The following is a 19,766-nucleotide window of genomic DNA, read 5'->3' as shown; positions in this document are numbered from 1 at the left end:
GGCTCAGTCCTCCTCCGAAAGGTTGGGTTTGATCACGTTGGACCCTGCCCCCGACGCGGCGGCGGGACCCAACTTGACGGTCGCCCCGCGCACCCGCGCGCGCGCGAAAGCCTGGGCGCGATTTTCCTCGTAAGCGCCCGGAGACCAGATGCGAAACCGCGCGCCCCGACCTACGAACAAGGCCTGATCGGACAGTCCCGCATACGACATCAACTCCTCGGGCAGGGTGATCCGCCCTTCCGGATCGAAGGCGAGTTGGTGGGCGTTTTCCAGGGTGATGGCGACGATATCGTCCTGGTCATCGGAAAAAAGATCCAGATTATCGTCCAAGCTATCGCTGAGGCGCTGCATGAAGTGCTCGCCACACGCCTCGATGGCGTGAAACTTAAAAAAGGGAAAAGCGTAAATTCCGGCAAAACCACTGTCCGTAAGGGCGGCGCGAAAAACCTTGGGAACCGAGACCCGCCCCTTTTTATCGATCTTGTTGATGTGCCTGCCGACCAACAGAGCCATCGGGAAACCCCACCTTTTCTATATCCCACCACATCTGCGCCGATCTTTATCGCGCAACGGAATTCTTCCCAGAACACGAGATGGGATATTTTGGGATAACATGGGTAAGTATGGGCGTCAATGGTTCATAATGGTTACAATTTATCGTGAAAATAAAACTAAATTAAGAATAAAACCATCAAACGCTGCATTTCCATTATTCACAACATTATGAAATTACGGTTTTTTTTGATGATACTCTAAAAACAGCACTTGTTATTGTTCTTGCTTTGTTCTTGTTTACGCCCGCCCTGTCGCCCCGCCCTGTCGTAGGCCAAAAACACGCCCTAAAAAACCTCCTGTCGCAGGAGAGAAAAAAATGCCCGAAAAATGCCCAAAATGAGGACGAAAGCGATCGAGGAAGGGGGAATATCCCCGACAATCCTCAATCACCTATTTTTTGGGTCCTCTCACCTGATTGTGGAAAATTACGCAACGCCCCGGAATTACCCCAATTTCACAACCCAAATGGAACCACCCCGCCTAACGACGCCCCCGATATCCCCCATTTGACGCCGAACTTTTTTGGAACATCTGTTTTGGTGCGCCTTTAATGGTACAAAAATATCAAATTTTATTGACAGATATCATCCTAACATGAAATCCTACCCGGGGTGGAACGCACCACGATAAATTCGCCTTAAGACCGCCACATCAAAACAGAATACGCAGGCAGAATTACGTAGGGAGCCTGGAGCGAACAAAACCGGGCCTTGCGAAGCAGAAAATCGTGGTAAAACAGGGACGCGCGCAAAAGACAGGGGCGCGCGCAACACAACGATGGACGGGGACACTCGTGGCTCGGAGACCTTGGCCGAAAAAATCGCCCGACGGACGGAGCGGTTCACCAGGCTTGAAAAAGTTCTGGCGAATTATCTCTCGGTGCGCCCCGACAGTCTATTGATCGGAACCGGCGCGTCCCTCGCCGCACAAGCCGGGGTCAGCCCGATGACGGTCAGCCGCTTCATCCAAAAACTGGGGTTCAAAAATCTCGCCGAGGCCAAGAGGGCGCTACGCCGGGAAGCCCACGGCCCCACCGTTAGTCGGTTCAGCAGACGCTATGAGATGTTCCGCGAGACCGCGGGAAAAACGTTCGACGGTCAAGCCAATTACGAGTTGCAGTGCACCGCGATTAAAAAGGCCTACACCCTGCGCACGGAACCAATGTGGAAGCGTGTTATCGACATGGTCGCCCATGGACGCCATCTTTTCACCGCCGGATTCCAGACCACCAGCCATCTCGCCGACGGGTTGGCCATGCACCTGGAATACGTCCGCCCCAACGTTCAGCACCTGGACGGCGTCAACGGCACGTATGCCAACGTGCTGGGCGCCAACGTGCCGGATGCCGGCATACCGGGGGGGGACGCGGTCAAAAACACCCTAATCATCATCGATATTTTCCGTTATGGCCGCAACGGCCCGGAATTGGCGCGCGTGGCGCGAGACGCGGGGGCGGACGTCATCGTGGTTTGCGATGAATTTTGCGATTGGGCGGCCGGCATCACGCCCTACGTCCTTCCCGTAGCGACCAACATCGGCCTGTTTTTCAGTTCCACGGTGGCGATTCAGGTTTTGCTGAACCTACTTATTCACGACGTCGTTGACACCCTGGGCGAAGCGGCGGCACGACGCATGGAGAGCCTATCCGAGGCGCAAAACCGCTTTGGACAATACTTAAAATGAGAGACCGCGCAGGTCTCCGACGGCATAAAAAAAGAAAATGACGGGAACACCCGGCACGCGTTACCGCGACATCCAATGGGCGCGGCCCATGAAAACGAGTGGAGGATACCATGAGAACGAAGACTGCATATGCGCTTCTGGGCGCCTTGTGGCTGTTTACGGGAGGAATTTTCGCCGTCCCGGTCGCCCACGGGGCTTCCGACGTTTTGGTGATCGGTAAGGCCGAGGATCCGAGGACCCTCGATCCGGCGGTAACCATGGCGAACAACGCCTGGACGGTGACCTATCCGGTATATCAACGTTTGGTGCGCTACCAAACCAAGGACGGCAAGGGATTGACCACGGTGGAAGGCGAATTGGCCAAATCGTGGACGGTTTCGCCGGACGGCCTGGTATGGACGTTCACCCTGCGTGGCGGGCAGAAATTCGATGACGGGACTCCGGTCACCGCCCAGGCCGTGAAATTCAGCTTCGATCGGCTTCTCGCCATCAAGCAAGGTCCGGCGGACGCTTTTCCCTCGCTGGTCTCGATCGATGCGTCTAACGACACCACCGTGAAGTTCACCCTGTCCAAGCCCTTCGCTCCGTTCCTCTATACTCTGGCCAATGACGGAGCGGCGATCGTCAACCCGAAAATCGCCGCGCACGCCAAGAACGGCGACCGGGCGCAGGGCTGGCTGTCGGTGCATTCGGCGGGCAGCGGCGCCTATCGCGTCGCCAGCTGGGAAAAAGGGCAAAACATCGTGCTCGAACCCAATCCTTATTACGGCGAAACCAAGCCCGCGTTTTCCAAGGTGATTTTCAAAATGATCGGCGAAGCCTCGGCGCGGCGACTGCAATTGGAGAGCGGCGACATCGATATCGCCGAGAACCTGCCCAACGACCAGCTCGACGCTCTGCAAAAGACCCCCGGCGTGCGCGTCGGCGAATATCCCAGCCTCAGCGTGACCTACCTGTACCTGAACAACAAAAAGGGCGCCTTGGCCAACCGCGACGTGCGCGAGGCGATCTCCTACGCCATCGACTACAAGGGGATTATCGACGGTATCCTGTCCGGTCAAGCCGAACAGATGCGCGGGCCCATTCCCGATGGCATGTGGGGGCATGACAAGACGGTCCATCAATTCAGCCATGATGTCGCCAAGGCCAAGGCGTTGCTGAAAAAATCCGGCGTCAGCGTGAGCAAGCTCGGCTATCTGTACGCCACGCGAGACCCCAACTGGGAGCCGATCGGCCTCGCCGTGCAGGCCAATCTCGCCGACATCGGAATCAAGGTCGATATGGAAAATCTGGCCTACGCGACCATGCGCGATCGCCTGGGCAAGGGCGATTTCGACATCGCCATCGGCAATTGGGCGCCTGATTTCTCGGACCCCTACATGTACATGAACTACTGGTTCGATTCCGCCCGCCTAGGACTGCCGGGCAACCGCGCGTTCTACGTCAACCCCAAGGTCGATAAATTGATCCGCAAAGCGGCGACGCTCACCAAGCAGTCGGACCGCTTGGCGCTCTACCAAAAAGCGCAAAAAATCGTCGTCGCCGACGCCGCCTACGTCTACCTCTTCCAGAAAAACGCCCGCGTCGCCATGCGCACGAACCTTAAGGGCTTTGTCTATAATCCGATGCTGGACGAGATCTACAACATCGCCACGATGCATAAGTAAGCACGCTTCCCCCCCCCCCGGCGGCGCCGCAAGGACGCGCCGGGGGGGCACGATTTTCCAATACGCAACGATCGGATCGCCCATGTCCATCACCGTCATTATTCGCAAGCGCCTAGGATTTCTCGTCCTCGTCGTCTTCGGCGTGTCGGTCATTACCTTCGCCATCTCCCATATGATCCCGGGCGATCCCGCGCGCCTGATGGCCGGCGAGCGGGCGGACGCCGCCACCGTCGCGCACATGCGCCACCAACTGGGACTCGACCTTCCCCTGTACACGCAATATTTCAGATACGCCGAGGCCTTGGTCCACGGCGACCTGGGGACCTCGATCCGCACCCACCGCCCGGTCCTCGACGACATCCGAATTTTCTTCCCCGCCACCCTCGAACTTGGGGTCGTCGCCCTGCTCTTCGCCACCGCCCTGGGGGTGCCGCTGGGAGTACTGTCGGCGGTCCATAAGAACCGTCTGATCGACCATATCAGCCGAACCCTGGCGGTGACCGGCATATCCACCCCCGCCTTCTGGCTGGGGCTAAGCGCCATTACCCTGTTTTATGGAAAATTGGGATGGTTGCCCGGTTCGGGACGCATCGCCACCGGCCTCGCGCCACCGGAGCACATCACCGGCTTTTACCTGATCGACGCCCTGCTTACGGGAAATGGGGCGGCCTTCGAAAGCGCCCTGCGCCATATCGCCCTGCCCGCCTTGACCCTGGGCTTCGTCCACCTGGGCATCGTCGCCCGACAAATCCGCTCCTCGATGCTCGACGCAATGGGCGAGGATTACGTCCGCACCGCGCGGGCCGGCGGCCTCGCCCGGTGGACGGTCATTTTGAACCACGCCCTGCCCAACGCACTGATTCCCTCGCTGACCGTCCTTGGGCTGGCGTTTGGCGATCTTCTTTATGGCGCGGTGTTGACCGAAACGGTCTTCGCCTGGCCGGGCATGGGATCGTACGTGGTCAAATCGATCCAGGCGCTCGACTTTCCCGCCGTGATGGGGTTCACGGTGGTCGTCTCGATCGCCTATGTTTTGGTTAACTTGGCGGTCGATCTGCTCTACCTCGTTCTCGATCCGCGCATCCGGTGGAGAGACGCGTCATGATCCGCACGCACGCCCCCTCGCGAATCGCAAAGACGTTGGAGAAAGGGCGCTACATCGCCTTCCGCCTGCGCCAAAGACCGTTGATGACCGTGGGGATGGCGATCATCCTTTGTGTCGTGACCGCCGCCGTGTTCGCCCCCCTGATCGCCCACTACGACCCTTACGCCATCAATCTGCGCGCGCGCCTGCAGCCCCCCGGAAGCGCGCATTGGTTTGGCACCGACGAGGTCGGGCGCGATATCTTCAGCCGCATCGTTTACGGGGCGCGCCAATCGGTCAGCATCGGTATTTTCGTCGTCCTCATCGCGGGTGGCGTGGGCTCCACCCTGGGCGGCCTCAGCGCCATGATCGGCGGCTGGACCGACACCGCGATCATGCGCCTGATGGATGTTCTCTTGTCGTTTCCCTCGCTGGTGTTGATCATGGCGCTGGCCGCGGCATTGGGGCCGAGCCTGCTCAACGCCATGCTCGCCATCGCCATCGTGCGCATTCCCTTTTACGTCCGCCTCGCCCGCGGCCAGACCTTGTCCCTAAGGTCGATGGACTACGTCCGCGCGGCGCGTACCTTCGGCGTCGGCAACTGGCGCATCCTGCGCTGGCATATCGCCCCTAACGCCCTATCCCCGATCATCGTGCAAGGCACGTTGGACCTGGGCGGCGCCATCTTGATGGCCTCGGCGCTCAGTTTTATCGGCCTAGGGGCGCAGCAGCCGACCGCCGAATGGGGGGCGATGGTCGCCACCGGGCGCAATTTCATCCTCGATCAATGGTGGTATTCGGGATTCCCCGGCTTCGCCATCCTGATCACCGCCATGGGTTTCAATTTGCTGGGCGACGGCCTGCGCGACATCCTCGATCCCAAACAAAAGGAACGGCAATGACCGCGCCCGGCGAACCCCTGGTCGATTTTCACGACCTGAAGCTCGAATTCCCCATTTACGGCGGCGCGATCCAGGCCCTCAACGGCGTCACCTTGAATGTCGGCCAGGGAGAAATCGTCGGCGTCGTCGGCGAATCGGGCTGCGGCAAGTCGGTCACCGCGATGATGGCGCTGCGCCTGCTCCCCGAAGGCGGTTACCGGATCACCGGGGGAAGTGCGCGCATCATCGGGCGCGATTTGCAGGCGATCCCGGAACGCGACATGACCGCCATCCGCGGGCGCCGAATAGCGATGATTTTTCAAGAACCGCAGACGGCCCTTAACCCGACGAAAAAGATCGGCGCGCAGATGATTCAGGTGATTCGCCGCCACCAGGATCTCGACCACGACGCGGCGCGGAAGCTCGCCTTGTCATTACTGTCGCAAATGTGGATTTCCGAGCCCGAGCATGTCCTCGACGCCTATCCCTTCGCGTTGTCCGGCGGCATGCGCCAGCGGGTGCTGATCGCCATGGCCTTTTCCTGCGAACCCAGCCTGATCATCGCCGACGAGCCGACCACGGCGCTCGACGTGACGGTGCAAAAACAGGTTCTTTTGTTGCTGCGCGCCAAGGCCAAGGAACGTGGGGTCGCGGTGCTGCTGATTTCCCACGACATGGCGGTGGTTTCTCAACTGTGCGACCGGGTTTACGTCATGTACGCGGGCCAGGTCATCGAAAGCGGCCCGACCCGGGACGTCATCACCTCGCCCAAACATCCCTACACCCAGGCATTGTTAGCCGCGACGCCGCAAGGCGCGGCGCCCGGCGCGACGCTGCGCGCCATCGCGGGCAGTTTGCCCAATCTGGTCACACCGCCTTCGGGATGCCTATTTCGGGAACGTTGCGATGTCGCCTTCGCCGCCTGCGCCCGGCGTCCCGCGCTGAGCGCGATCGCGCCTCCGGCCACACACCTGAGCGCCTGTTGGCTGACCCAACAACACGGTGAGCCCGCGCCATGACGTTTTCCGATGACCCTACCGCGCGCCCACCAACCCCCGACGAGGCGGACGCGCCGGACGTCGCCCTATCCCTGAGAGAGATCGAGGTCTGCTTCCCCTTGGGCCAAGATTGGCGCGGACGACCCAAGGGGTACGTTCACGCCGTCAATGGGGTCACGGTGGATGTCCTTCGCGGCGAGACGCTCGGCATCGTCGGCGAATCCGGATGCGGCAAAAGCACCCTGGCGCAAGCGCTGGTCGGCCTGGTTCCCCTGAGCGGCGGCACGCTGAAAGGTCCCGCCACCCACGCCGACGCGCGGCGCATGCAGATGATTTTTCAAGACCCCCAGTCTTCCCTCGACCCACGCATGCGGGTATGGCGCATTATCACCGAACCGCTTAGCGCCCAGAGGCGCATGTCCAAGGACGAACTGCGCGAGCGCGCCGGACAGTTGGCGCAAAGTGTCGGCCTGCGCCCCGAACACCTGGACCGCTTCGCCCATGAATTTTCCGGCGGACAACGCCAACGCATCGCCATCGCCCGCGCGCTCGCCCCCGATCCCGAGGTGATCATCCTCGACGAGCCGACATCGGCGCTCGACGTTTCGGTGCAGGCGCAAATCCTAAATTTACTGCTCCAGGTGCAACGCGAACGGGGATTGACCTATGTTTTCATTTCCCACGACGTTTCGGTGATCCATCACGTCGCCAAACGCGTCGCGGTGATGTATCTCGGTCAAATCGTCGAACTGGGGTCAAGCGAAGCGGTTCTCGCCGCGCCGCGCCACCCTTACACCCGGGCGTTGCTTGACGCCGTACCGCGAATGATGCGCCCGCTCGAAAGCGACGCCCCGATCGACGCCTCGGAACTGCCCAGCAACCGGATATTGCCCTCCGGGTGTTTTTTCCTTGGACGCTGCCCGTTCGCCACGAAGGGCTGCCACGAGGCGCAAACATTGAGACCGGACGAAGGCACAGGTGAGGTTTTGGTGCGCTGCCACCGCGCGCAGGACCTCCCTCCGCTGGTTTTTCCCCCGGCAGACCTTCCCGGCGACGCTCCCGCGCACAATTCCACGCAAAAATTGGCGCAAGATTGAGGAAAAAGCATACAGAGGCGTTGAGCCACAGCGAAACATCCTTATATTCAACCCCTCGATCGTAGACAAACAGATCCCGTGCGATGCCCTGCGCGCCGCTAAAACCAAGGAGAACACCATGTCCAACCAACTCGCCGCCTCGCACATTCTGCTGATGTATGAAGGCTCCATGCGCTCGACCGCGACCCGCTCCAAGGAAGAAGCGCTTCAGGAGATCGAGGCGCTGAAGGCGCAACTGAACGACGGCGCCGACTTCGCCGAACTGGCCCGCGCGCACTCCGATTGTCCGTCGGGCGCCGGTGGCGGCAGCCTGGGGACTTTTTCCAAGGGGCAAATGGTTCCCGAATTCGAGGAAGCCACCCTCGCCCTGGAACCCGGCGCGCATAGCGACGTCGTCGAGACCTCGTTCGGGTATCACCTGATCCAGCGTGACGGTTGAAACAAGAGGCCGCGACCGCACCATCCGGTCGGAGAGCGGGACGAACGTCTCACAAAAACCCCCCGAAACCACGAGGTTTCGGGGGGAGAGACGGCGCCCCAGGTGGCTGACGCCCCAACATGTATCAATTAGATATATCAACTAGACGCCAATCAAGATCACGTTCGGCGGGTGTGACCGTTCGGGTGTGGCCGTTAACGGTCACGTGTTATCGAGATCGGTCGTGTTTTTTCTACCTTACGGCGCATCATATAAGCTGAAGTCGTTATAACTCATATTCCAAAAATCATGGTGTGACGGCCATCACAGTTACGCTTTTGATAGGAATAAAATGTGGAATTTCACACGCCAGCCCCTCTTTCCGAGCCCCACTTCCTCACGGATACCTCTTCACCTTTCTACGCGCCACCGAGCCTCCACCCCGGCAATACGCGGCATGGGGACTTTCTCCGCCGCGGTCCGACGCGCAAAAGATAGACACCCTTAAAACGAGTATATTGCCCATAGCCGTAGCGTATGGCGTCCATTGCGACTATATTGGAACGACACGTGTTTTAGGCGCTCATGCATCAACCGCACAGTCAGGCCTTTCTTTATTCATGAGACCACGCGAATCTTTGCCTGCGCAAAAAAATTCCCGCAACGATATCAGGACCATCCGCACCCTACTGCCCTATTTATGGCCGAAGGATGCCTTCGGTTTGCGCGCGCGCGTCGTCATCGCCCTGGTCCTTCTCGCCATCAGCAAGGTCGCCACAGTCGTCGTGCCGGTAATCTTGAAGCATGCCGTGGATACGCTCTCCAAGCCCGGCGCGGGGGGGGTCGTTCTGGTGCCTGTCGGCCTGCTTTTGGCCTATGGATTGGCCCGCATTCTGTCACAGGTCTTCCGGGAACTTCAGGGCGCGATCTTCGCCAAGGTCGCCGAACGGGCGATCCGTCAGGCCGGCCTGAAAACCTTCCGCCATCTGCACAAACTCAGCTTGCGTTTTCACCTCGACCGTCAGACCGGCGGTCTGTCGCGGGCCATCGAACGGGGCGCGCGGGGAATTGAATTCTTGCTCCGGGTGATGCTGTTCAACATCATCCCCACCATCATCGAAATTATCCTGGTCACCGGGCTGCTTTGGAAAATTCTCAATTTCTGGTTCGCCCTGGCGACGCTTTCGACCATCGCCGCCTATGTGGTGTGGACGCTGGCGGTGACCGAATGGCGCACCCACATCCGCAGGCGAATGAACGAAAACGATTCGATGGCGCACACCAAGGCCATCGATTCCCTGCTTAACTACGAAACGGTCAAGTACTTCGGCAACGAAGACCACGAGGCCCGACGTTTCGACGTCGCCTTACAGGGCTACGAGAAAGCCGCCATCGAGAGCAAGACCTCGCTGGCGCTGCTCAACGTCGGCCAGGGGGCGATCATCGCCATCGGCGTAACCATCGTGATGATCATGGCGGCAAGCGGCGTCGCCAACGGCGCGCTGTCGATCGGCGACTTCGTCCTGGTCAACACCTATTTGCTGCAACTGTATTTACCGCTCAATTTCCTGGGTTCGGTCTACCGTGAGATCAAATATTCCCTGGCCGACATGGAAGCCATGTTTTCCCTGTTGAACGAAGCGGCCGACGTTACCGACATCCCCGGCGCGCCGCCCTTGATCCCCAACGGGGCCGAAATCAGGTTCGAGGACGTCTCCTTCGCCTACGATCCCCGTCGTCCGGTCTTGAAATCGATGTCCTTCACCGTTCCCGCCGGGCGTACGGTGGCCATCGTCGGACCCAGCGGGGCGGGAAAATCGACCATTTCTCGGCTGTTGTTCCGCTTTTACGACGTCACTTCCGGGCGCGTCACGATCGACGGCCAGGACATCCGGCGGGTCGCCCAGAACAGCCTGCGCCGGGCCATCGGCATCGTCCCTCAGGACACCGTTTTGTTTAACGACAGCATCTACTACAACATCGCCTACGGTCGCCCCGAGGCGTCGCCCGCCCAGGTCGAGGACGCGGCGCGCATGGCGCGCATCCACGATTTCGTGATGAGTCTGCCCGACGGCTATCAAACCATTGTCGGCGAACGGGGGTTGAAACTGTCGGGTGGCGAAAAACAGCGCGTGGCGATCGCGCGCACCATATTGAAGCAGCCCGCGATCTTGCTCTTCGACGAGGCGACTTCGGCGCTCGACAGCCACACCGAGCGGGAAATTCAAGCCTCGCTGCGCGAGGTCTCGACCGACCGGACGACCTTGGTGATCGCCCACCGCCTGTCCACCGTGGTCGATGCCGACGAAATCCTGGTCCTTGAGGACGGCGTCATTAGCGAACGGGGCGGCCATACCGCGCTATTGGAGAAAAACGGCGTTTATGCCGCCATGTGGCGACGCCAGCAGGAGGCCAGTCAGGCATTGGAAACCCTAGAGCGCACCGGTGAGAACATGCGACACATCGACGAAGCGAGCGCGCTTTAGCAGAGCCGCGTCCCGGTTTCGGTAAAATCTTCGGCTTCGATCACACCGCCGCCCAAAAGCCGCGCGCCTTGATAAAAAACGCAAGCCTGACCGGGGGCGATCTGGGCCTCGGGTTTGGCGAACACGACCCGCGCCCGCCCGCCCGGCGCGCCGAACACCCGGGCCGCCACCGCCGGTTGGGTCGAACGCACCTTGACGCTAAGCTCAAGCCCCTGACCGTCCAACGGCGCATCGCCCAGCCAATTGACGCTCTTCACCGAAAGCCCGCCTTGCAACAACGCGCCCTTCGGGCCGACCACGATACGATTGGCGTCGGCGTCGATCCGAATGACGTACAACGGATCGGGGGCGGAAATGCCCAGCCCCCGGCGCTGGCCGACGGTAAAGTGTAAAATGCCGTCGTGCCGTCCCAGAACGCGACCGTCGCCATCGACAATATCGCCGGGCCGCCGCGCGCCCGGGCGCATGCGTTCGACGACGGCGGCGTAATCGCCCTCGGGTACGAAGCAGATGTCCTGACTGTCGGGCTTGTCCGCGACCGGCAAATCGTAGCGCCGCGCCAAGGCGCGGGTGGCGTCCTTGTCCAGGTCGCCCAACGGAAACCACAAGAAATCCAGCTCCTCGCGGGTGGTGGCGAACAGGAAATAGCTCTGGTCGCGCTTGGCGTCGCGGCCTTGATGCAACTGGGGACCGTGGAGACCGTCCACGCGGCGCACGTAATGGCCGGTCACCAGGGCGTGGGCGCCCAATTCGCGGGCGCGGGTCAGCAGATCCTGAAACTTGACCGTGCGGTTGCATTCGACGCAGGGGATCGGCGTTTGCCCGGCGAGATACGCATCGGCGAAAGGCTCCATCACTTTTTCGCGAAAAACCGCCTCGAAGTCGAGTACGTAATGGGGAATGCCGATGGCGTCGGCGACCTTTCGCGCATCCTTAATGTCGCGCCCGGCGCAGCACGATCCGGCGCGCGCCACCGCTTGTCCGTGATCGTACAGCTGCATGGTCACGCCGATGGTCTCAAAGCCGCGATCCTTCAAAAGAGCGGCGGTGACCGACGAATCGACGCCGCCGGACATGGCGACGACGACGCGGGTTTTTTCCGGCGCCCGAACGGCGGGAATATCGAGAACAGGCTTATCCATGGAGGGGAATATAACGGCCCGAGCACCCGACACAAGGGCATTGGCGGATTATTTCCTCTCGGCATGCCGCGCGTCCAACGCTCACCCTTCGTCCTCACCAAGCGCCTCACTGAGGGCCATCAGCGTCTTCGAGCGGAATTCCCGGCGATACAGGACGGCGACGACCCAAATTACGGCAACGGCGAAAAGGAGCGGGTTGATGAACCAACTGAGGATCGCCAAGCCGAAATAATAGGCGCGCAGGCCGCTGTTGAAATTGTACACAGCCATCGTGATGACCTTGGCCGCGCCCTTGGCGTAGCGCAGCGCCTGAGGGGTATCGCACTGACTGGGCGGGGGCGCGGCGCCGACCAGAACGATCGTGTAGTTGAACTGCCGGATCGACCAGGCGAACTTGAAGAAGGCGAAGACGAACACCACCAACATCGTCAACAGCTTCAATTCCCAAAGCGCGTGGGTGGTCTCGATCGCGAAGGGCAACGTCGTCACCACCGCCTGCGCCTTGTCCAGCGAGCCCAACATCGTGACCAGACCCGCTAGGATAAAAATCGTGGTCGAGGCGAACAACGTCACGCTGCGCATGATCGAACTTAGGATCGTCGAATCGACGACCCGGTTTTCCCGCGCCAACATCCGGCGCATCCACATTTCGCGGTGCCCGCGCATGGTCGCCATCAAGGTGCGGCCCCGAAGATGGACGTGATCGGCATAATACATATAGCCGCCCCACGACAGCACGAACCACACCACCACCAGAATGTCTTGGAGCGGAATTTTCACGGTGAAATCATCCCATCGTTAGAAAACAACCGCAACAGTGTACCACGACGCCGATGCAGGGCGAGGACGGATGAGCGGCGCCCCTCCCCGAGGGCGAAAACCCCTCCACCAAGGGCAAGGTTCGTCAAGATCATGGCCTTCAAGACCACTTCGCATCGGTTTTTTCCATGAAGCGTCGCACGTTGACGACGGCGCGCCGGTGCGTCCCCTCGCCGATCACCTCGATATCGTCGTACACCTTGACGGCAAAGGTGAGGATGCGCCCTTCGACGGCGAGCAGCTCCACCTCGGCCCGCGCGCGCATACCCACTTTGCTCGCAGCGACATGACCGACATCGACATGGATGCCGACGGTATGTTCACCCTCGTCCAGATGTCCGCGCAAACAATCCACGCACGTCGCTTCGATAAACCCCACCATGTACGCGGTGGCGAAAACCTTCGGCATATCGGCGAACCCGTCGAAGCGCCCCGCCAGACTGGGCACCGTCAAACTTTCATCGATCGCCAGTTCCCCCGTGCGCCGCAGCCCCGGTTTTAAAGTCGCCCTCATGGTCTTCCCCCCTCTATCTTGCGCCGGATTTACCCCGCCTCGACCCTCCGAGGGCTTCGCCGGGGGCGCGCACGTTGCAAAATCACCGTCGCCCCAAGCGTCATCAACAACCCCGGCCAGAGCGCGCCCCACGGCGCGGCATGGCCCAAGCCCAAACCGATGAGCAAGACCAGCGCCGGATTAAGGTAGCTGTAGGACATCACCTTGGTCGGCCCGATCACCGTCGCGCTCCACTGAAAACTGAAGAACGTGATGACGGTGGATATCCCCAAATAAACGATCCCAGCATAAACAGGAAAAGGCACCGCGGTCCACACAACCCCATGCAATCGCGGCAGGGACAGCACCAACAACCATGCCGCGCCGCACAACAGAGTCCAAAATGTCATCTGGGCCATCGGCTCGCCGCGATACAGGTGTTTCACCAAGGCGCCGTACAGACCCATCGAAATGGTGGCGAGCAGAAAGATGACGTCGCCGCGGTTTAAATTCAGCGCCAAAAACGCCGCGCCATCGCCGCGAAAGACGACCCACATCGCCCCGCCCATGCCAACCGCAAGCGCCGTCATCGCCAGTGCGTTCAGGCGGTCCTTCAACAAAATAAAGGACGCCACGGCGGTAAATGTCGGCAGCAGGGTGAAAATCGCCGCCGTATTCAGGGCCGAGGTATAGCGCAGGGCCGCAAACATGCCCCAGAAAAAGACGACGAAAAACAGACTGATCGCGCCATAGCGCGCCAAAGCGGCAAATCCGGGAAAGCGAAGACCGTAACGCCAGGCGACGAAGGGGGCGAGCAACGCCGTCGCCAGGGAAAAACGCAGCAGCGCGATCAGAAGACTGTCCAACCCCTGGGTGATCGCCGCGCCGACGGGGAACGACGTCGCCACCACCATCGTCGCCAAGAAACACAGCAGATGCGCTCGGCTTTCTCTCGACCTGTCCCCGGCGTCGCTCACTTCGTATTCCTTTCCCGTATGGCGCAAACGCCCGCTTCAGTCGCGTTCCTCCAGCCATGCCATTTGAATCGCTTCGAGAATTTTTTCGTTGGATTTTTCCGGATCGTCGTCGAACCCCGGCAAAGCCTGAACCCATTTCCATAAATCCGTGAAGCGCACGTGCATGACGTCCACCTCGGGATGGGCGTCCTCCAATTCAATGGCGATGTCGTAAACATCCGTCCAGCGCATGGGCCGTCCTCCCGATCTTATTCGACCAACATGTTGCGGGTCGCCGCGGGCAGCGTCACCACCAGGCCGTCCAGTTCCTCGGTCATCTTGATCTGACAGCCCAGGCGCGAGGTGTGGGTCAGGCCGAAAGCGAGGTCCAGCATGTCTTCTTCTTCCTCGCTGGCTTCGCCCAATTTATCGAACCACGCGTCATCGACAACGACATGACATGTCGAGCACGCCAACGAGCCCTCGCATGCGCCTTCCAGGTCGATATCGTTTTTGTGCGCAATTTCAAGGACGGAAAGACCTTCCGGGGCATCGACCTCAAGGGATTTTCCGTTGGCGTCGATGAAAGTCATCTTGGGCATTGTCGTTTCTCCTAAAACGTTCTTATGCGCTGGCGCGCTCCAGGTCCGCTTGCGCGTGGGCGCATTCGGTGTACTCCGCCGACCCCGATCGGGCAAGCATGTCAGGCATCGGGTGTGTCCGCTTGGCCGTCCAGATCCTCGACGCTGACCCCGCGCAGGGCGGCGCGGATGCCCCGATCCATGCGTTTTTCCGCGAACGGCTTGGTCGCGTTTTCCAGGTTTTCCGCCAGGGTCGCGATCCGTTCACGGTCGCTTCCGGCGATGGCGTCGCGCAGGGCGGCGATGGCCGTATCGATATCCCCACGCGCCGCCTTATCGAGCAAATCGCCGTCAACCTCAAGCGCCGCCGCCACCGCCAAGATGGCGCGTTCGGCTTCGACGCGAGATTCGGCGAGGAGGCGCGCCTGCATGTCATCCCGAGCGTGCTTCATGCTGTCGTACAGCATGTTCGACATTTCATCCTCGGACAGGCCGTAGGACGGTTTGACCGCAATTTCCTGGGCGATGCCGGTGACATCTTCGGTGGCGCCGACCGTAAGCAGGCCGTCGGCGTCAACGTTGAAGGTCACGCGGATGCGCGCCGCGCCCGCCGTCATCGGCGGAATGCCATGCAGTTCAAAACGCGCCAACGAGCGGTTCTGATCCACCATCTCGCGTTCGCCTTGCACGACATGGATCGCCATCGCGCTTTGGCCGTCTTTAAAAGTGGTGAATTCCTGGGCCTTGGCGACCGGGATCGGCGTGTTGCGTGGGATGATTTTTTCGACCATTCCGCCCATGGTTTCAATCCCCAAAGACAACGGCGTGACATCCAAAAGAAGGGTGTCGGAACCCATGGTCAACGCCTCGGCCTGCAGGGCGGCGCCGACGGCGACGACCTCGTCGGGGTTAATATCGGCCAACGGCTCGGCGCCGAACAGCTGTTCGACCTTGCGCCGGACGAGGGGCATACGGGTCGAACCGCCGACCAACACCACGCCGCGGATATCCGACGGGACGACGCCGGCGTCTTCCATCACGCTACGGCACAGCGTTAAGGTGCGCTCGACCAGGGGCGTGACCAAATCCTCGAAATCATCGCGGCTCAGAACATGTTTGGTCGGCTTGGCGTCAACGTCCATCACCCACTCGCCGGTGTCTTCCACGCTCAGGCATTCCTTCGCCAGGCGTCCGGTCATCAGGGCAAGCTTGACCTCGGAACTGGTCAAGGTCTTCTCGTGTAGGCTTGTCGCCCGTTCCTTCAAAAAATGTTCGGCCACGGCATGATCGAAATCGTCGCCGCCCAAGGCCGCGTCACCACCCGTGGAAAGTACCTGAAAAACCCCCTTTTCCATTTTCAGGATGGAAATATCGAAAGTCCCTCCGCCCAGGTCGTAAACGGCGTAAATTCCCTCGGCCTCGCTATCCAAACCATAGGCCAGCGCCGCCGCGGTCGGCTCGTTGACCAGGCGCAGCACCTCCAGACCGGCGAGGCGGGCGGCATCCTTGGTCGCGCTTCGAGCGGCGTCGTCGAAATAGGCGGGAACCGTAATCACCGCCTTATCCACCCGCCCGCCCAGATGATTTTCGGCGCGCTCTTTCAAGGCGCTCAGAATTTGGGCCGAAATTTCAACCGGCGTTAGGCGGTGGCCGGCCACATTCAGACGCACCATAGCGCTTTCATCGCCCTCGGAAGGGTCGATGTCGAACGGCAGCACGCCATCCAGCCCCTTAACATCCTCGGGACCGCGCCCCATTAGGCGCTTGATCGAGCCGACCACGTTTTCCGGCCGGTCGAGCAGTAGGCGTTTCGCCATTTGCCCGACGATCGCCGAACCGTCGGCGGCATAGGCCACCACCGAGGGGACCATCGCCCGACCGTCTTCATCGCGCAGGACCTCCGGCGCGCCGCCCGAACTGACGGCGACCACCGAATTGGTGGTGCCCAGGTCGATGCCGACGGCAAGCATGGCGTCTGCGGCGTGGGGGAGCGGGGTTTCGCCGGGTTCGTGAATTTGCAGCAATGTCGCCATGGTATCCGCCTTAATCCTTACACTAACAAAAACCTTCCGCTCGACCTCAACCCTGGGCCAACTGGGCCCGGCGCGCGCGGATTTCATCTTTTAATTTCATCAAGTATTTCAGTCGGGTGCTCAAGGAGCAGGCGCCCTCGATATCACCGCCGGCGAAGGCTTTCGACAGGCCGGTCAAGACATCCTGCGTTTCGGCCTTGGCCTTGGCGGCGATGGCGTCAACCGCGGCGACGTCGCCGGCCTCGCTCAGGGCCTCGCGCACCTCCATCGTTTCCATCAAAATATGCGGATCGTTGACCAGGTTGCACCCCTCCGGGGCGACATCGACGCCCAACAGGTGGACGAGACAATCCGCCCGTTTAAGCGGATTTTTGATGGTTTCATACGCCTCGTTCAGACTCACCGCTTGCTGTTGCGAAAGCATTTTTTCCCGCCCCGTCCGGCCCGCGAACCGATCGGGGTGGAGCTTGCGCTGCCAATCGAAATATACCCGATCGAGCGCCACGAGATCGACATCGAAGGTCATCGGCAAACCAAGGCGGGTAAACGGGTCAACGGCCCCCGGCGGCTGAACCGCGGCGCAGGTCGGACAAAACGCCACGCCGACGGACAGTGGGCCGTGACACGACCAGCACGCCACGACGGCAGGCGCCCGATCCGCCACTGCGGCGTTCGTCACCGCGTTTTTGATTTGGTCAACCGTCATAAATCCCCTCAAATTCGCTTATAAACAAGACGAAACCGCCCTCACGGGCGGTCTCACGAGCGTCGGCGTCGGACCTAAACGTGGAAAGATTCGCCACACCCGCAACGGCCTTTTTCGTTGGGGTTGGTAAAGACGAACCCGGTTTCGAGCTTGCCTTCGACATAATCCATTTCGGTGCCGATGATGAACATCGTCGCCTTGGGATCGATCAGCAGGGTCACGCCTTCGGTCTCGACGACCTCGTCGAACGCGTTCTTTTCTTCCGCGAACTCCAGCGTGTAGGACATCCCCGAGCAACCCTTGGTGCGCACGCCGATGCGAATGCCCGCCGTGGGTTTATCGCGCCCCTGGAGCAGCTTCTTGACCTGCTCGGCCGCCGCCGGTGTAATATTCATCATGGGAGGACGGTCAGTCATCATGGAACCTCGTCTGTGCTGTCTTTACGCGAAATCGCCGCATGCCCCCGGTTATTCCGCCGCGTTTTTCTTGGCCGCCTTGTCTTTATAGTCGGAAATCGCAGCCTTGATAGCATCCTCGGCCAACACCGAGCAATGAATCTTCACCGGCGGCAGCGCCAATTCCTGGGCGATATCGCTATTTTTGATCTTGCCCGCATCGTCGATCGACTTGCCCTTCACCCATTCGGTGACCAACGACGACGACGCGATCGCCGAACCGCAACCGAAAGTCTTGAACTTGGCGTCCTCGATGATGCCGTCCTCGTTGACCTGAATCTGCAAGCGCATCACGTCGCCGCACGCCGGCGCGCCGACGAGCCCGGTGCCGACCCCCTCGGCGTCCTTATCCATGGAACCGACATTCTTAGGGTTTTCGTAATGTTCGATCAGTTCTTTGCTGTAAGCCATTTTCTTCGCTCTCCTAAAGAGTATGCCGTTTACGCACGATGTCCGTGTCCGCGCGGTTTAGTGTTCGGACCATTGAATGCTTTTCAAGTCGATGCCCTGCTGCGCCATTTCCCACAACGGACTCATTTCGCGCAGCCGCTCCACCTCGGAGGCGATGCGCTCGACTGCGTAGTCGATATCCTCCTTGGAGGTGAAGCGCCCGAAGCCGAGGCGTAGGCTGGTGTGTGCGAGTTCTTCCTCGACCCCGAGGGCGCGCAGCACGTAAGAGGGTTCCAACGACGCCGACGTGCACGCCGATCCGCTGGAGACCGCCAGATCGTTGATCCCCATCATCAACCCCTCGCCTTCGACATAGGCGAAGCTGATGTTCAAATTGCCGGCGACGCGCTGTTCTAGGTCGCCGTTCAGATAAATGTCGGGAAGACGTTGCTTCATGCGATTGTAGAACATGTCGCGCAGAGTGCGCAGGCGTTCGGTCTCCGCGCCCATTTCCTTTTCGGCGATGGCGCAGGCCGCGCCGAAACCGATGCACAGCGGCGTCGGCAGAGTGCCCGAGCGCATCCCCCGTTCCTGGCCGCCGCCGGTGATCAGGGGCACCAAACGCACCCGCGGGCGGCGGCGCACATAAAGCGCCCCGATTCCCATCGGACCGTACAACTTGTGGCCTGAAATCGACATCAGATCGATATTCATATCCTCGACGTCGAGCGGAATTTTGCCGACCGCCTGGGCGCAATCGGTATGGAAAAAGACCTTACGTTCGCGGCAAATCGCACCGATTTCCCTAAGCGGCTGGATCACGCCGATTTCGTTGTTCACGCCCATGATCGACACCATCACGGTCCGGTCCGTGATCGCCGCGCTCAAGACCTCCGGGTCGATCAAGCCGTTCTGCCGAACCGGCAGATAGGTGACGTCGAAGCCTTCCTGTTCGAGGTGGCGGCAACTGTCGAGCACGCATTTGTGTTCGGTCACGCAGGTGATGATGTGGTTCTTTTTCTCTTTATAAAAATGGGCGACGCCCTTCAGGGCGAGGTTGTTCGATTCGGTCGCGCCCGAGGTGAAAATAATTTCCTTCGGATTGGCCCCGATAATCGAAGCCACTTGTGCGCGCGCCTTTTCCACACCGTCCTCCGCTTCCCAACCGAAATGGTGGTTGCGCGAATGGGGGTTGCCGAATTTTTCTGTCCAATAGGGGGCCATCGCCTCGACCACGCGCGGATCGCACGGCGTCGTCGCCTGATAATCGAGGTACAGCGGCGCGTTCTGGGTCCACTTTTTTCGAACGGTATCGGTCATCT

The 19,766-nt window shown here is 60.4% G+C and carries 20 protein-coding genes; 8 read left to right on the top strand and 12 right to left on the bottom strand.

What is annotated here, in order from left to right:
- Positions 1-3: 3 nt before the first annotated feature.
- On the bottom strand, positions 4-513 hold the full coding sequence (locus tag P3M64_RS13390; RefSeq protein ID WP_132939262.1) for a division/cell wall cluster transcriptional repressor MraZ: 510 nt from the start codon (positions 511-513) through the stop codon (positions 4-6).
- 819 nt (positions 514-1,332) lie between these two features.
- Between P3M64_RS13390 and P3M64_RS13385 the strand changes: the two genes are divergently transcribed.
- From P3M64_RS13385 to P3M64_RS13350, 8 genes are all read left to right on the top strand, one after another.
- Entirely contained in the window at positions 1,333-2,238 is a 906-nt protein-coding gene (locus tag P3M64_RS13385; protein WP_132939261.1) for a MurR/RpiR family transcriptional regulator, read from the top strand.
- A gap of 110 nt (positions 2,239-2,348) precedes the next feature.
- On the top strand, positions 2,349-3,905 hold the full coding sequence (locus P3M64_RS13380; protein WP_132939260.1) for an ABC transporter substrate-binding protein: 1,557 nt from the start codon (positions 2,349-2,351) through the stop codon (positions 3,903-3,905).
- Positions 3,906-3,987: 82 nt separating this feature from the next.
- Positions 3,988-5,010 carry an ABC transporter permease gene (locus tag P3M64_RS13375; protein WP_132939259.1) on the top strand — a complete coding sequence of 341 codons (1,023 nt, stop codon included), beginning with the start codon at positions 3,988-3,990 and terminating at the stop codon, positions 5,008-5,010.
- Positions 5,007-5,891 (top strand): D,D-dipeptide ABC transporter permease, encoded by an 885-nt coding sequence (ddpC, locus tag P3M64_RS13370; RefSeq protein WP_132939258.1) that lies wholly within the window; start codon positions 5,007-5,009, stop codon positions 5,889-5,891. The genes P3M64_RS13375 and ddpC overlap by 4 nt, the downstream gene beginning before the upstream one ends.
- Positions 5,888-6,889 (top strand): ABC transporter ATP-binding protein, encoded by a 1,002-nt coding sequence (locus P3M64_RS13365; protein ID WP_132939257.1) that lies wholly within the window; start codon positions 5,888-5,890, stop codon positions 6,887-6,889. Before ddpC ends, P3M64_RS13365 begins: the two co-directional genes overlap by 4 nt.
- Positions 6,886-7,965, top strand: coding sequence for an oligopeptide/dipeptide ABC transporter ATP-binding protein (locus tag P3M64_RS13360; protein WP_132939256.1), 1,080 nt, complete (start codon positions 6,886-6,888; stop codon positions 7,963-7,965). Before P3M64_RS13365 ends, P3M64_RS13360 begins: the two co-directional genes overlap by 4 nt.
- 118 nt (positions 7,966-8,083) lie before the next feature.
- Positions 8,084-8,404 (top strand): peptidylprolyl isomerase, encoded by a 321-nt coding sequence (locus P3M64_RS13355; protein WP_132939255.1) that lies wholly within the window; start codon positions 8,084-8,086, stop codon positions 8,402-8,404.
- A 599-nt stretch (positions 8,405-9,003) separates the two neighbouring features.
- A complete protein-coding gene (locus P3M64_RS13350) occupies positions 9,004-10,869 on the top strand; it encodes an ABCB family ABC transporter ATP-binding protein/permease (protein ID WP_132939254.1) in 1,866 nt (621 codons plus the stop codon).
- Here P3M64_RS13350 and mnmA read toward each other — a convergent pair.
- The 11 genes from mnmA to P3M64_RS13295 form a co-directional block, all read right to left on the bottom strand.
- Positions 10,866-12,011 (bottom strand): tRNA 2-thiouridine(34) synthase MnmA, encoded by a 1,146-nt coding sequence (gene mnmA / locus P3M64_RS13345; RefSeq protein ID WP_132939253.1) that lies wholly within the window; start codon positions 12,009-12,011, stop codon positions 10,866-10,868. The two genes, P3M64_RS13350 and mnmA, sit on opposite strands and share 4 nt — an antisense overlap.
- An 81-nt stretch (positions 12,012-12,092) precedes the next feature.
- Positions 12,093-12,791 carry a DUF599 domain-containing protein gene (locus P3M64_RS13340; protein WP_132939252.1) on the bottom strand — a complete coding sequence of 233 codons (699 nt, stop codon included), beginning with the start codon at positions 12,789-12,791 and terminating at the stop codon, positions 12,093-12,095.
- Positions 12,792-12,930: 139 nt separating this feature from the next.
- Positions 12,931-13,344 carry a thioesterase family protein gene (locus tag P3M64_RS13335; RefSeq protein WP_132939251.1) on the bottom strand — a complete coding sequence of 138 codons (414 nt, stop codon included), beginning with the start codon at positions 13,342-13,344 and terminating at the stop codon, positions 12,931-12,933.
- Positions 13,345-13,373: 29 nt separating this feature from the next.
- Positions 13,374-14,300, bottom strand: coding sequence for a DMT family transporter (locus P3M64_RS13330; RefSeq protein ID WP_132939250.1), 927 nt, complete (start codon positions 14,298-14,300; stop codon positions 13,374-13,376).
- A gap of 36 nt (positions 14,301-14,336) precedes the next feature.
- Positions 14,337-14,531 carry a Fe-S cluster assembly protein IscX gene (iscX, locus tag P3M64_RS13325; RefSeq protein ID WP_132939249.1) on the bottom strand — a complete coding sequence of 65 codons (195 nt, stop codon included), beginning with the start codon at positions 14,529-14,531 and terminating at the stop codon, positions 14,337-14,339.
- A 17-nt stretch (positions 14,532-14,548) separates the two neighbouring features.
- Entirely contained in the window at positions 14,549-14,881 is a 333-nt protein-coding gene (locus P3M64_RS13320) for a ferredoxin family 2Fe-2S iron-sulfur cluster binding protein (protein WP_132939248.1), read from the bottom strand.
- A 101-nt stretch (positions 14,882-14,982) separates the two neighbouring features.
- Positions 14,983-16,893 carry a Fe-S protein assembly chaperone HscA gene (gene hscA, locus P3M64_RS13315; RefSeq protein WP_132939247.1) on the bottom strand — a complete coding sequence of 637 codons (1,911 nt, stop codon included), beginning with the start codon at positions 16,891-16,893 and terminating at the stop codon, positions 14,983-14,985.
- Between the two features lie 46 nt (positions 16,894-16,939).
- Positions 16,940-17,599, bottom strand: coding sequence for a Fe-S protein assembly co-chaperone HscB (hscB, locus tag P3M64_RS13310; RefSeq protein WP_132939246.1), 660 nt, complete (start codon positions 17,597-17,599; stop codon positions 16,940-16,942).
- Between the two features lie 74 nt (positions 17,600-17,673).
- On the bottom strand, positions 17,674-17,994 hold the full coding sequence (locus P3M64_RS13305) for a HesB/IscA family protein (RefSeq protein ID WP_132939308.1): 321 nt from the start codon (positions 17,992-17,994) through the stop codon (positions 17,674-17,676).
- A 72-nt stretch (positions 17,995-18,066) separates the two neighbouring features.
- On the bottom strand, positions 18,067-18,465 hold the full coding sequence (iscU, locus tag P3M64_RS13300; protein ID WP_132939245.1) for a Fe-S cluster assembly scaffold IscU: 399 nt from the start codon (positions 18,463-18,465) through the stop codon (positions 18,067-18,069).
- 57 nt (positions 18,466-18,522) lie between these two features.
- A complete protein-coding gene (locus tag P3M64_RS13295; RefSeq protein ID WP_132939244.1) occupies positions 18,523-19,764 on the bottom strand; it encodes an IscS subfamily cysteine desulfurase in 1,242 nt (413 codons plus the stop codon).
- Positions 19,765-19,766: the final 2 nt, after the last annotated feature.

Origin of the sequence: Varunaivibrio sulfuroxidans (assembly GCF_029318635.1) — a bacterium.
Taxonomy (GTDB): Bacteria; Pseudomonadota; Alphaproteobacteria; order Rhodospirillales; family Magnetovibrionaceae; genus Varunaivibrio; species Varunaivibrio sulfuroxidans.
The sequence above is the reverse complement of the archived record's forward strand: the minus strand, read 5'-3'. Positions and strand labels throughout refer to the sequence as shown.

Excerpts from the sequence above, each read along its gene's own strand:
- ddpC (WP_132939258.1), top strand. The coding sequence starts at position 5,007 with ATGATCCGCACGCACGCCCCCTCGCGAATCGCAAAGACGTTGGAGAAA.
- P3M64_RS13375 (WP_132939259.1), top strand. The coding sequence starts at position 3,988 with ATGTCCATCACCGTCATTATTCGCAAGCGCCTAGGATTTCTCGTCCTC.
- mnmA (WP_132939253.1), bottom strand. The coding sequence starts at position 12,011 with ATGGATAAGCCTGTTCTCGATATTCCCGCCGTTCGGGCGCCGGAAAAA.
- P3M64_RS13380 (WP_132939260.1), top strand. The coding sequence starts at position 2,349 with ATGAGAACGAAGACTGCATATGCGCTTCTGGGCGCCTTGTGGCTGTTT.
- P3M64_RS13385 (WP_132939261.1), top strand. The coding sequence starts at position 1,333 with ATGGACGGGGACACTCGTGGCTCGGAGACCTTGGCCGAAAAAATCGCC.
- iscX (WP_132939249.1), bottom strand. The coding sequence starts at position 14,531 with ATGCGCTGGACGGATGTTTACGACATCGCCATTGAATTGGAGGACGCC.
- hscB (WP_132939246.1), bottom strand. The coding sequence starts at position 17,599 with ATGACGGTTGACCAAATCAAAAACGCGGTGACGAACGCCGCAGTGGCG.
- P3M64_RS13305 (WP_132939308.1), bottom strand. The coding sequence starts at position 17,994 with ATGAATATTACACCGGCGGCGGCCGAGCAGGTCAAGAAGCTGCTCCAG.
- P3M64_RS13320 (WP_132939248.1), bottom strand. The coding sequence starts at position 14,881 with ATGCCCAAGATGACTTTCATCGACGCCAACGGAAAATCCCTTGAGGTC.
- P3M64_RS13390 (WP_132939262.1), bottom strand. The coding sequence starts at position 513 with ATGGCTCTGTTGGTCGGCAGGCACATCAACAAGATCGATAAAAAGGGG.
- P3M64_RS13335 (WP_132939251.1), bottom strand. The coding sequence starts at position 13,344 with ATGAGGGCGACTTTAAAACCGGGGCTGCGGCGCACGGGGGAACTGGCG.
- P3M64_RS13295 (WP_132939244.1), bottom strand. The coding sequence starts at position 19,764 with ATGACCGATACCGTTCGAAAAAAGTGGACCCAGAACGCGCCGCTGTAC.
- P3M64_RS13365 (WP_132939257.1), top strand. The coding sequence starts at position 5,888 with ATGACCGCGCCCGGCGAACCCCTGGTCGATTTTCACGACCTGAAGCTC.
- iscU (WP_132939245.1), bottom strand. The coding sequence starts at position 18,465 with ATGGCTTACAGCAAAGAACTGATCGAACATTACGAAAACCCTAAGAAT.
- P3M64_RS13350 (WP_132939254.1), top strand. The coding sequence starts at position 9,004 with ATGAGACCACGCGAATCTTTGCCTGCGCAAAAAAATTCCCGCAACGAT.
- hscA (WP_132939247.1), bottom strand. The coding sequence starts at position 16,893 with ATGGCGACATTGCTGCAAATTCACGAACCCGGCGAAACCCCGCTCCCC.
- P3M64_RS13360 (WP_132939256.1), top strand. The coding sequence starts at position 6,886 with ATGACGTTTTCCGATGACCCTACCGCGCGCCCACCAACCCCCGACGAG.
- P3M64_RS13355 (WP_132939255.1), top strand. The coding sequence starts at position 8,084 with ATGTCCAACCAACTCGCCGCCTCGCACATTCTGCTGATGTATGAAGGC.